Raw genomic sequence first — 11,728 nt, forward strand, 5'->3', positions numbered from 1 at the left:
AGACAGCGCCGAGGCGCTGTCTCTGTTAGATGCAGCTCATGGTTTAGTAGCGGTAGTGCGCTGCTTTGTATGGGCCTTGTTTTTCGACACCGATATAACGCGCTTGCTCATCCGACAATTCGGTCAATTCAGCACCAATCCGCCCCAGATGTAAGCGAGCAACTTTTTCATCCAAGTGTTTTGGCAAAATATACACTTGGTTAGCATATTGTTGACCGTTGGTGAATAACTCAACTTGTGCCAATACTTGGTTGGTAAAGCTGTTGGACATCACAAACGAAGGATGACCGGTGGCACACCCTAAGTTAACCAAGCGGCCCTCGGCCAACAGAATCACACGCTTGCCATCTGGGAAGATGATGTGATCGACTTGCGGCTTAATGTTTTCCCACTGGTATTGACGCAGCGAGGCCACTTCAATTTCGCTGTCAAAGTGACCGATATTGCAAACAATGGCGTTGTGACGCATGTTTTTCATGTGGTCGTGGGTAATCACCGACACATTACCGGTGGCAGTCACAAAAATATCAGCTTTGTCGCAGACATCATCCATCCGCACCACACGATAGCCTTCCATCGCCGCTTGCAGAGCACAAATCGGATCGATCTCGGTCACCCACACCGTAGCACCCAAGCCACGCAACGATTGAGCACATCCTTTACCCACATCACCGTAGCCTAATACCACGGCAACCTTACCGGCAATCATCACATCGGTTGCACGTTTAATGCCATCAACCAGCGATTCACGGCAACCATATAAGTTGTCGAATTTTGTCTTGGTCACTGAGTCATTGACGTTAATCGCTGGGAATGGCAATTCGCCACGCTCGGCCATCTGGTAGAGACGATGTACGCCGGTGGTGGTTTCTTCGGTCACGCCTTGAATATGTTGCAGACGCTTAGAGTACCAATGTGGATCTTGATCTAAATGACGGGCAATCGCGGCAAACAGCGCGGTTTCTTCTTCGTTGGTGGGATGCGAAATTACGCTGCGGTCGTGTTCGGCCTTGCTGCCCAAAATCAACAACAGCGTTGCATCACCACCATCATCCAAAATCATATTGGCGGGTTGGTTTTCTGGCCATTCAAAAATGCGGTGGGAATATTCCCAGTACTCATCTAAAGTCTCACCCTTGACGGCAAAGACAGGTACACCAGAGGCAGCAATCGCAGCAGCCGCATGATCTTGGGTAGAAAAGATATTGCATGATGCCCAGCGCACTTCCGCACCCAAGGCAGTTAAGGTTTCAATCAAAACAGCGGTCTGCACTGTCATGTGCAAAGAACCGGCGATACGCGCACCACGCAGGGGTTGTTGGTGACGGTATTCTTCACGCACCGCCATCAAACCTGGCATTTCGGTTTCGGCAATATTGAGTTCTTTACGACCCCAATCAGCCAAGGACATATCAGCAACAACATAATCTTTATCAGCCACAGCGTTCATGAACACTCCATAGAGGCGGTGGCCGGAGGGATGCGGTTCACCCGCAACCCGTACCGGCACGGATTGATGGGTGAGCGCCGTTAAAGGTGCCGGGCCTGGGAGGAAACTGTCCTCTCGCAGCGCTCCCCGGCGAAGGGAAGAAAGCCAATTATACGTTAAACATCAGCCAACTCACACCGTGCAACCGTCAATTACAAACCTGCATCAGCGCGCAAAGCAGCGGCTTTGTCGGTCGCTTCCCAAGAGAATTCAGGCTCTTCACGACCGAAGTGACCATAAGCAGCAGTCTTGCCATAAATCGGACGCAGTAAGTCCAACATCTGCACAATGCCTTTTGGCCGTAAATCAAAATGTTTTTTCACTAATTCCACAATCAATTCATTTGGTACGACATTGGTTCCAAACGTATCCACCGAGATCGAAGTTGGCTTCGCCACACCAATCGCGTAAGAAACTTGAATTTGGCACTGACGCGCTAAACCTGCGGCAACAATGTTTTTAGCCACATAACGACCTGCATAAGCAGCAGAACGATCGACTTTTGATGGATCTTTACCAGAGAAAGCACCGCCGCCATGTGGCGCTGCGCCGCCGTAGGTATCGACAATAATTTTGCGACCAGTTAAACCACAATCACCCATCGGGCCACCAATGACAAAACGACCGGTGGGGTTGATCAAGTATTTGGTTTCGGCAGTCAACATATGTGCTGGCAACACCGGTTTGATAATGTCTTCAATCACCGCTTCAGTAAGGGTTTCTTGCGTAATTTCAGGGGCGTGTTGCGTTGACAACACCACCGTATCAATCCGCTTTGGCAAGCCAGTTGCACTATCGTACACGCAAGTAATTTGCGACTTGGCATCAGGACGCAACCACGGCAGACGGCCATCTTTACGCAACTCAGCCTGACGTTGCACCAAACGGTGAGCGTAGTAGATAGGGAATGGCATCAAGCTTGGTGTTTCATCACACGCATAACCGAACATCAGACCTTGGTCACCTGCGCCTTGTTCCAAATCCAGCCCTTGCCCTTCGTTCACACCTTGGGCAATATCTGGAGATTGTTTGTCATATGCCACTAACACGGCACAACCGCGATAGTCAAAACCCAAATCCGAGCGGTCATACCCGATACGTTTGATGGTATCGCGTGCCACTTGGATGTAATCGACATTAGCGTGGGTGGTAATTTCACCCGCCAACACCACCAAACCGGTGTTGACCAAGGTTTCTGCCGCAACGCGGGCATACTTATCTTGGCTCAGAATCGCATCTAAGATGGCGTCTGAAATTTGGTCTGCCACCTTATCAGGATGGCCTTCGGACACCGATTCCGAAGTAAACAGGTATTCACTCATGTATTTTTGCGAGGCGCCCTGTTGCAAGAACAAGGGGGGATAGCTTAGCGTAGATAACGCTCCGTGCTCGCAGACTCCTTTCTGAAAAACGCTACCCTAAAACCTGACCTATCGCAGATGGCAACCAACTGACACTAGGCCAGACCTAAAAAACCGCTAAAATGCGCGGCACTGTTGATCCCTCGCCGAAAGGCCAACTGTGCGTGCTCGCCTTGCCCAATTTCTGATTACTGCTTTGTCTTATCTTCCGTTGCCACAGGTGCAAGTCATCGGCCGTTGTGTCGCACATCTTGTTGCGGGTTTTTCCCCGCGTTTTCGACAACGTATTCAAGACAATCTTCATCACAGCAAAATCGCCGAAAGTTATCAGTCTGAGGCCAAACTGGTCAAACAAAGTATTGCCCACATAGGAATGGGCGCAGCCGAGCTCAGCATTGCATGGTGTCGTGAACCAGACGACATTATGCGCCTAGTGCAGGCCTGTGAAGGTTGGGAACATATTGAAACAGCACAAGCCCGAGGTGAAGGTTTGTTATTGGTCACACCCCATCTTGGCAATTATGACATTGCTGGGCGTTATGTCTCGCAACGGCTGCCCTGTCCTTTAACTGCGATGTACCGTCCGCCCAAACTCGCTTGGCTAGAGCCGGTGATGAATCAAGGCCGTGTACGGGATAAAGGAAAAACAGCCCCCGCCACACCTGCCGGCGTCAGACAAATCATGAAGGCCTTACGCGCAGGCGAAGCCACTGTGATTCTACCGGATCAAGTGCCCAGCCAAGGCGATGGTGTGTGGGCACCGTTTTTTAGCCGGCCAGCCTACACCATGACACTGGTGCCACGACTAGCCACCATGAAAGGGGTGACTACCCTATTTTTCTATGGTCATCGCTTACCAAAAGGCGAAGGATTCGTCATTAAAGTCCGTCCTTTACCCACACCGTTCACCGGCGATAAAGAACATGATGCGGCTCTGATGAATCAGATAATCGAGAGTTTGATTCGCGAAGCACCAGAACAGTATTTATGGAGTTACAACCGCTATAAGAAACCGGCAGGTGTCCAACCGCCTCCTGCTACTTGTTAATTATTTAAGAGAACTTTTTATGCGCTTTGCCATCTTTTTGTTATGGCTATTACATCATTTGCCACTCAGTGTATTAAATTTATTGGCATGGCCAATTGGTAAATTGGCTTATTTACTGGCTAAAGAAAGAAGACAAGTTGGTTTAATCAATTTACGCTTGTGTTTTCCCGAATGGAGTGAGGCCAAACGGCGTCACATCATCCAGCAACATTTTCACGCGATGGCGCGGATGTTACTTGAATATGGGATTATGTGGTATGCCACACCAGAACGATTAAAACGCTTGGTTAAAATTCATAATCTAGATTATCTTCAACAATATGAACAAGAAAATGTGATTATTCTCTACCCACATTTTGTCGGCTTTGAAATATGTGTCTATCGTTTGAATTTAGAAAAAACCTTAGCCAGCGTCTATTCAAACCAGAAAAACCCAGTCATTAACCAACAAGTTTATCAGGGCCGGATGCGTTTTAATAATGCCAAAATTGTCTCTCGACAAGAAGGGTTGCGCTCAATCATCAAGGCGATGAAAGACCATACTCCATTTGTTTATTTACCCGATCAAGACTTTGGCCCAAAAGATTCGATTTTTGTCCCATTCTTTGGTGTGGAGGCAGCAACCATCACCGGCCTATCTCGTATTGCAAAGTTGTCTAAAGCCAAAGTAATTCCAGCCATCCCCACTCGGGTGGGCAATCACTATGAATTAACTTTCTATCCAGCGTGGGATAACTTTCCAACAGAAGATATTGCGGCTGATACGCGCCGTATGAATGCTTTTATTGAAGAGAGAATTTTAGAGCAGCCTGAACAGTATTTCTGGTTACACAAACGCTTTAAGACCCGCCCAGAAGGTCAAGCACGATTTTATAAATAAAATAAAAAACCCCACCGAAAAGTGGGGCTTTTTATTTTTGACTATTTTATTGCCAAGCAGGTTTACGCCACCGCCAGAAATAACGAAGCACAAAACCAGGAAAAGCTAAAACCAAAAACAGAGAAAAAGTCGTGGCATAGAATTGCCATTTTTGCGGATGAACAGGGGCAGTATTTGACTCTAACCACAGAGCAAAGGCCCCCACCAGTCCATACCACACCAACAACTCCAACAACTGCCATGCAAAATGTTTTTTACCCTTTTGCAGTGGCACTGATATCAGCAATAACAGACGCTCCGAGATAAATGGCAAGTTAGCCGTTACCAATGCAACCAATAATAGCGCTAAGACTTGCCATTCCATACTTGAAGATCCTTATGCCCCTGCTACCACAGACAGGGATTGTTTCATTGCATCTACACACAAGGTCAACAGGCTGTCTGGTACCACGCCCAACACCAGCAGAGCCACCGCATTCAGGCTCAACACCAGTTTCATATCAGGACGTGCAGCAGGCACAGGCTCATCGTTAGGTTCATCAAAGTACATGCACTTCACAACACGCAAGTAGTAGAACGCACCGACCAACGAGAACACCACACCCACGACTGCCAACCAAACTAAACCAACGTCAACCGCCGCTTTTAACACCGCAAACTTGGCGTAGAACCCTGCCAAGGGCGGAATACCAGCCATCGAGAACATGGCAAACAGCATTAACAAAGCATACCAGCTGTTTTTCTGGTTTAGACCTTTGAGGTCGTCTAAAGTTTCACAATCGAAACCGGCACGCGACAGCAACAATAAAATACCGAAGCCGGCCAGCGACATTAAGACGTAGACCAAGATGTAGAACAGGGCAGCGGTATAGCCTGCTTCAGTGCCAGCCAAAATACCGACCAACAAGAAACCCATGTGCGAAACAGTTGAGTACGCAAACATACGCTTCAGGTTGGTTTGAGCGATAGCAGTGATATTACCCAAGGCCATCGACAACACTGCCAACACCACCAACATCATTTGCCAATCGGCCACTGCAGCACCCAGACCTTGGGCCAAAATGCGCCACACAAACACCATCGCAGCGATTTTAGGGGCAGCACCAATCATCAAAGTGATAGCAGTTGGCGAACCGTGGTACACGTCAGGCACCCACATGTGGAACGGCACTGCACCCAATTTAAAGGCCAAGCCTGCCACCACAAATACGATACCAAACACCACTAACATACTGTTTGCTTGACCAGAGGCAATGTCATTTGCCACTTCAACCAAGAACAAGCTGCCAGTTGCGCCGTAGAGCATCGACATACCGTACAACAGCATGCCAGAAGCTAAAGCACCCAACACGAAATACTTCATCGCAGCTTCTAATGCCGGAGTGGAGTCGCGTTTCAGGGCAATCAGGGCATACAAGGCCAAGGACAACAGTTCCAAGCCAATGTATAGAGTGAGGAAATGGCTAGACGACACCATCACCATCATGCCCAACAAGCTAAACAAAGTCAGCGTGTAGTATTCACCCTTAAAGATGCCGTGATTATCTGCATATTGGCGGGTGTAAACCAAAGTGACTGCCACCGCAATATACAAACCAATTTTGGCAAGATCAGAAACAGGATCATCAACAAACATGCCGCTGAAGGTTGTTTCTGGATAAGGTACCCAAGTAGTCAAAGTCAGCACAGCACAGCCCAACAGGGTGAGCAATGTCAACCCGTAGGTAATTCCCCGCTTGGCATCAGACAAAAACAAGTCTAGTACCAAGATGACGGATAAAGCCGTGAGGAGAAAAATCTCGGGCAATGCCGGCATCAGATTCAAATCAGCCCAACTCATCTAATTCTTTCCTTATGAACAGCACTGCCTTACAGCTTAGATTGAGCAACATGCGCGATCAGGTCATTAACCGATACATGCATAACCTTGACGAACATCTCAGGATACAAGCCCATGCCAAGCACCATCACAGCCAAGATAGCCAAGATCAGGAACTCACGCTTGTTCACATCTTCCATTTCAGCAACATGACTGTTCGCCACATCACCAAACACCACGCGCTTATACATCCATAAGGTGTAAGCAGCGCCGAAGATCAGGGTAGTGGCCGCAGCGAAGGCTGCCCAGAAGTTCACTTGTAATGCGCCCATGATCACCATGAACTCACCGACGAAACCGGAGGTTGCAGGTAAACCCGAGTTCGCCATCGCAAACAACAAGAAGAATGCAGCAAAGATTGGCATCCGGTTTACCACACCACCATAGTCAGCAATGTTCCGCGTGTGCAGGCGATCGTACATCACGCCAATACACATAAACATGGCAGCAGAGACGAAACCGTGAGACACCATCTGCACAATTGCGCCTTCAATCGCCCACGGATTGAGCTCGTTACCGGCAAACAAGAACAAACCTAAGGTGACAAAACCCATGTGAGAAATGGAGGAGTAAGCCACCAGTTTCTTCATGTCGGTTTGCACCAACGCTACCAGACCGATGTAAACCACAGCCACCAGCGACAAGGCCACCATCAACCACGCCAATTCACGCGAGGCATCCGGCACAATCGGCAACACAAAGCGCAAGAAGCCGTAAGCACCAATTTTCAGCGTGATCGCCGCCAATACCATCGAACCACCGGTCGGTGCTTCAACGTGAGCATCAGGCAACCAGGTGTGTACTGGCCACATCGGCACCTTCACTGCAAAAGACATAAAGAAAGCAATGAAGATCAAGATTTGTGCGGTTAATGGCAATGGCAGGGTGTGATACTTGAGGATTTCAAAGCTATAGCCAGCTTGGAAATACAAGTAAATAAACGCCACCAACATTAACAGCGAGCCTAACAGCGTGTAGAGGAAGAATTTAATCGACGCATAGACACGACGTGGGCCGCCCCAGACACCGATGATCAAATACATCGGGATCAGCATGGCTTCGAAGAAGACGTAGAACAGCACCGCATCAAGGGCAGCAAAAGCACCATTGATCAGGCCGGACATCACTAAGAAGGCAGCCATATACTGGGCCACACGCTTTTCGATCACCTGCCAACCAGCCAATACCACTAAGAAGGTGGTAAAGCTGTTCAGGATCACAAACAACATCGAGATGCCGTCAACACCAAGGTGGTAATTGATGTTGAGGCTAGCAATCCAAGCAAACTTCTCTTCGAATTGCATCCCGCCGTGTAGCGTATCAAATTGAGTATAAAGGGGCAGCGTGACAAGGAAGCCCAAGGCAGCCCCCGCCAACGCGAGGAGACGTGCCGTATTGGCATTTTTGTCCCCACCCGTCGCTATTACCAGCAATCCGGCCACAATAGGTGTCCAGATTGCCAGACTTAACAGATTTTCAACCATAAGCCCAACCTAACAGTTTCGAGATATTTGTTGTCGTTGTTCAGCGTGCAATGACACCAGAGAGCCAAAGGGTCATCAAACCGAGAACTCCAATAATCATTGCTGTTGCGTAACTGTAGATGAAGCCGGATTGCAGCTTGCGGGTCACGCGGGAGAACAGCCCTACCAGCTTTGCCGAACCATTTACCAACAAGCCATCAATCAGCGCTTGGTCACCCACTTTCCAGAAGCCCATCCCTAACAGGCGCGAACCTTTGGCGAAGAGAGCAAAGTAAATGTCGTCAAGATAGTATTTGTTTTCCAACAGCGTATAGATTGGGCCGGACATTCTCTTGATCGCTGCAGGAATCTGTGGCGCCTTCATATAGAAGAACCATGCTGTCACTACACCTGCCAACGCTAACCAGAATGGTAAGGTTTGCAAAGCATGAGCAGTCATTGCAGCTGCACCGTGGAAATGTTCTGCCATGGTCGCCATCGCTGGATGAGCTTCATGATCGATGTAGATGATACCTTTGAAGAAATCACCGTACAGCATTGGCTCAATTGCAATGTAACCAACGAAAACCGAAGGAATCGCCAACAAGACCAGCGGCAGAGTCACTACCCATGGGCTTTCATGTGGTTTGTCATTCGGGCCTAAACCATGATGGTGGTCGTGGTCGTCATGTGCATCATGATGATGATCGTCATGTTGCACTTTCATCCAACGCTCTTCGCCGTGGAATACCAAGAAGTAAAGACGGAAACTATAGAAAGCGGTAATGAAGACACCTGCAACCACAGCAAAGTAGGCAAAACCGCTACCGGCTAAGTTGGAAGCATGGACAGCCTCAATAATCGAGTCTTTCGAGTAGAAACCGGCAAAGAATGGTGTACCAATCAGCGCCAAAGAACCAATCAAGCTAGTAATCCAAGTAATCGGCATGTATTTACGCAGACCACCCATGTTACGCATGTCTTGATCATGGTGCATACCGATAATGACCGAACCTGCGGCTAAGAACAGCAACGCTTTAAAGAAAGCGTGGGTCATCAAGTGGAATACAGCAACGTTGTAGGCCGATACGCCCAAAGCCACAGTCATATAACCGAGCTGGGACAAAGTGGAGTACGCCACGACGCGTTTGATGTCGTTTTGTACGATGCCCAAGAAACCCATAAACAACGCTGTGATCGAACCAGCCACCAACACCACCGACAAAGCTGTGTCAGACAATTCGAACAGTGGCGACATGCGAGATACCATAAAGATACCGGCGGTCACCATCGTTGCTGCGTGAATCAGAGCAGAAATCGGTGTTGGGCCTTCCATCGAGTCAGGCAACCAAACGTGCAGAGGGAATTGCGCCGATTTACCCATGGCACCGATGAACAGCAAAATACAGGTGACGGTCATCAACGACCAAGTTGAACCTGGAATCAGCTCAATCGTGGCATCTTTTAATGCAGGGGCAGCAGCAAACACATCGGTGTAGTTCAGCGAACCACCGAAGTGATACAACACCATACCAATCCCTAAAGCAAAACCAAAGTCACCCACACGGTTAACTAAGAAAGCTTTTAAGTTGGCAAAAATGGCTGTTGGTTTTTTGAACCAGAAACCGATCAACAGGTACGACACTAGACCAACCGCTTCCCAGCCAAAGAACAGCTGTACGAAGTTGTTAGACATCACCAACATCAACATCGAGAAGGTGAACAGTGAAATGTAACTGAAGAAACGTTGGTAGCCAGGGTCTTCCGACATATAACCGATGGTGTAGATATGCACCATCAGCGATACCGAAGTCACCACTACCATCATCATGGCAGTCAAATTATCGACCAAGAAACCGACCGAATATTCGATACCGTTGACTGTTAACCAAGTATAAATATTACCGTTGAATGGCTCACCGCCATTCAACAGATAGTTTAGGGTGTAAGCAGAACCGATGGCCGAGACCATCACCCCTGCAATGGTCGCGACGTGCGCCGCACGACGACCAATCGCCCAACCAAATAAGCCTGCTAAAGCCGAGCCGAGCAGAGGCGCTAGCGCGATTAGCAGATATAAGCTCTTCATCTCCATGATTTCTGTGCTTCTCTTTCGTTCGGTTCGCGTCAGCCTTTGAGGCTGCCCAGGTCTTCGACACTGATGGTACGCAGGTTACGGAACAGGCCAACCATAATAGCCAAACCAATCGCTGATTCAGCGGCTGCCACGGTCAGGATAAAGAAGACAAAAATCTGCCCACCCGTATCGGAGAGGTATTTAGAAAACGCGATAAAGTTGTAATTCACCGCTAACAGCATTAATTCAATTGCCATCAGCAACACAATTACGTTTTTACGGTTAAGCAAAATACCCAGCACGCTAATGGCAAACAAAATCGCCCCAAGCACTAAGTAATGAGTCAAAGTCAGCACGGCATCTCCCTGAGTTCAATACGCAGCTCAGGCCGCGGATTCGTTGTTGTCAGTATCAGCGTTGGCACGTGGCTCAGCATCCATCTTGAGCACACGAACACGATCAGCACGTTGTACACGAACCTGAACCGCAGGGTCGATATACTTGGTGTCTTTGCGCTTACGCATGGTTAATGCAATCGCTGCGACAATCGCTAGCAACAGCAGTACAGCAGCCAACTCAAACGGCAGCAAATAAGTGGTATAGATTTGTAAACCTAACTCACGCACGTTGCTCATGCCTTCGGCCAAAGGTGCAATCTCATTCATGCTCGACAAATCTGCCGATGGGCTCAGCAGCACCATCACCATTTCGACGATCATAATCACTGCAACGGTTCCGGCCAGGGGCAGATGTCGCCAAAAGCCCTCGTGGAGTTTTTCGAAGTTGATATCCAACATCATCACCACGAACAAGAACAACACCATCACCGCACCGACATAAACCAGCACCAAGGCGATTGCCAAGAACTCAGCTTGCATCAGCAACCAATGGCCGGCAGCGGAGAAAAAAGCCAGCACCAAGAACAAAGCAGCATGGACTGGGTTTTTGGCTGTCACCACTCGCAAGCCAGAGTAGAGCACGATGGCTGACAACACATAGAACACAACTTCTTGAAACGACATGTTCCCCCCTTAACGGTATTTGGCGTCAGCTTCACGCGCTTTGGCAATTTCGGCTTCGTACTTATCACCCACCGCTAACAACATTGGCTTGGTGTAGTACAGATCGCCACGTTTCTCACCGTGGTACTCATAAATGTGAGTTTCCACAATGGCATCAACAGGACAGGATTCTTCACAAAAACCACAGAAGATACATTTTGTCAGGTCAATTTCGTAGCGTGTGGTACGGCGAGAGCCATCATCGCGCTTTTCCGATTCGATGGAGATCGCCATCGCAGGACACACAGCCTCGCACAACTTACATGCAATACAGCGTTCTTCGCCGTTTGGATAGCGACGCTGCGCATGCAAACCACGGAAGCGCGGACTGTAAGGGGTGCGCTCGTCGGGGTATTGCACGGTAATTTTACGCTGGAAGAAGTGTCGCCCAGTGAGCGCCATCCCTTTCAGCAATTCGACCAGCAGGAAGGTCTTGAAGAAATTTTTCAACATTGCGTTAGCCTTCTTGT

At 48.7% G+C, this 11,728-nt stretch carries 11 protein-coding genes and 1 riboswitch; of the genes, 2 read left to right on the forward strand and 9 right to left on the reverse strand.

Translation table 11 applies throughout. From position 1 onward, the window contains the following. Nucleotides 1–43: 43 nt before the first annotated feature. Nucleotides 44–1,450 carry an adenosylhomocysteinase gene (gene ahcY / locus G465_RS0100980; RefSeq protein WP_022652610.1) on the reverse strand — a complete coding sequence of 469 codons (1,407 nt, stop codon included), beginning with the start codon at nt 1,448–1,450 and terminating at the stop codon, nt 44–46. Between the two features lie 65 nt (nt 1,451–1,515). Continuing rightward, a riboswitch (S-adenosyl-L-homocysteine riboswitch) is annotated at nt 1,516–1,584 on the reverse strand. A gap of 57 nt (nt 1,585–1,641) precedes the next feature. After that, entirely contained in the window at nt 1,642–2,811 is a 1,170-nt protein-coding gene (metK, locus tag G465_RS0100985; protein WP_022652611.1) for a methionine adenosyltransferase, read from the reverse strand. A gap of 199 nt (nt 2,812–3,010) precedes the next feature. Here metK and G465_RS0100990 point away from each other — a divergent pair, with 199 nt between their 5' ends. Continuing rightward, nucleotides 3,011–3,898: a lysophospholipid acyltransferase family protein gene (locus tag G465_RS0100990; protein ID WP_022652612.1), complete on the forward strand. Its 888-nt coding sequence runs from the start codon at nt 3,011–3,013 to the stop codon at nt 3,896–3,898. Further along, nucleotides 3,885–4,778 carry a lipid A biosynthesis lauroyl acyltransferase gene (locus G465_RS0100995; RefSeq protein ID WP_281166762.1) on the forward strand — a complete coding sequence of 298 codons (894 nt, stop codon included), beginning with the start codon at nt 3,885–3,887 and terminating at the stop codon, nt 4,776–4,778. Before G465_RS0100990 ends, G465_RS0100995 begins: the two co-directional genes overlap by 14 nt. Nucleotides 4,779–4,824: 46 nt before the next feature. Here G465_RS0100995 and G465_RS0101000 read toward each other — a convergent pair whose 3' ends face one another. Genes G465_RS0101000 through nuoI form a run of 7 tightly spaced genes read right to left on the reverse strand, consistent with a single transcriptional unit; the run spans nt 4,825 to nt 11,708 of the window. After that, entirely contained in the window at nt 4,825–5,142 is a 318-nt protein-coding gene (locus G465_RS0101000; protein ID WP_022652614.1) for a DUF2818 family protein, read from the reverse strand. 12 nt (nt 5,143–5,154) lie between these two features. Beyond that, entirely contained in the window at nt 5,155–6,618 is a 1,464-nt protein-coding gene (nuoN, locus tag G465_RS0101005; protein WP_022652615.1) for an NADH-quinone oxidoreductase subunit NuoN, read from the reverse strand. Nucleotides 6,619–6,647: 29 nt separating this feature from the next. Further along, nucleotides 6,648–8,141: an NADH-quinone oxidoreductase subunit M gene (locus G465_RS0101010; protein WP_022652616.1), complete on the reverse strand. Its 1,494-nt coding sequence runs from the start codon at nt 8,139–8,141 to the stop codon at nt 6,648–6,650. A 40-nt stretch (nt 8,142–8,181) separates the two neighbouring features. Then, a complete protein-coding gene (gene nuoL / locus G465_RS0101015) occupies nt 8,182–10,215 on the reverse strand; it encodes an NADH-quinone oxidoreductase subunit L (RefSeq protein WP_022652617.1) in 2,034 nt (677 codons plus the stop codon). 32 nt (nt 10,216–10,247) lie between these two features. Beyond that, on the reverse strand, nt 10,248–10,553 hold the full coding sequence (gene nuoK, locus G465_RS0101020) for an NADH-quinone oxidoreductase subunit NuoK (RefSeq protein ID WP_022652618.1): 306 nt from the start codon (nt 10,551–10,553) through the stop codon (nt 10,248–10,250). Nucleotides 10,554–10,580: 27 nt separating this feature from the next. Next, entirely contained in the window at nt 10,581–11,219 is a 639-nt protein-coding gene (locus G465_RS0101025; protein ID WP_022652619.1) for an NADH-quinone oxidoreductase subunit J, read from the reverse strand. Between the two features lie 9 nt (nt 11,220–11,228). Continuing rightward, on the reverse strand, nt 11,229–11,708 hold the full coding sequence (gene nuoI / locus G465_RS0101030) for an NADH-quinone oxidoreductase subunit NuoI (protein WP_211213653.1): 480 nt from the start codon (nt 11,706–11,708) through the stop codon (nt 11,229–11,231). Nucleotides 11,709–11,728 lie beyond the last annotated feature (20 nt).

It is taken from the genome of Aquaspirillum serpens DSM 68 (assembly GCF_000420525.1).
GTDB lineage: Bacteria > Pseudomonadota > Gammaproteobacteria > Burkholderiales > Aquaspirillaceae > Aquaspirillum > Aquaspirillum serpens.

Excerpts from the sequence above, each read along its gene's own strand:
- ahcY (WP_022652610.1), bottom strand. The coding sequence starts at position 1,450 with ATGAACGCTGTGGCTGATAAAGATTATGTTGTTGCTGATATGTCCTTG.
- metK (WP_022652611.1), bottom strand. The coding sequence starts at position 2,811 with ATGAGTGAATACCTGTTTACTTCGGAATCGGTGTCCGAAGGCCATCCT.
- G465_RS0101000 (WP_022652614.1), bottom strand. The coding sequence starts at position 5,142 with ATGGAATGGCAAGTCTTAGCGCTATTATTGGTTGCATTGGTAACGGCT.
- nuoN (WP_022652615.1), bottom strand. The coding sequence starts at position 6,618 with ATGAGTTGGGCTGATTTGAATCTGATGCCGGCATTGCCCGAGATTTTT.
- G465_RS0101010 (WP_022652616.1), bottom strand. The coding sequence starts at position 8,141 with ATGGTTGAAAATCTGTTAAGTCTGGCAATCTGGACACCTATTGTGGCC.
- nuoL (WP_022652617.1), bottom strand. The coding sequence starts at position 10,215 with ATGGAGATGAAGAGCTTATATCTGCTAATCGCGCTAGCGCCTCTGCTC.
- G465_RS0101025 (WP_022652619.1), bottom strand. The coding sequence starts at position 11,219 with ATGTCGTTTCAAGAAGTTGTGTTCTATGTGTTGTCAGCCATCGTGCTC.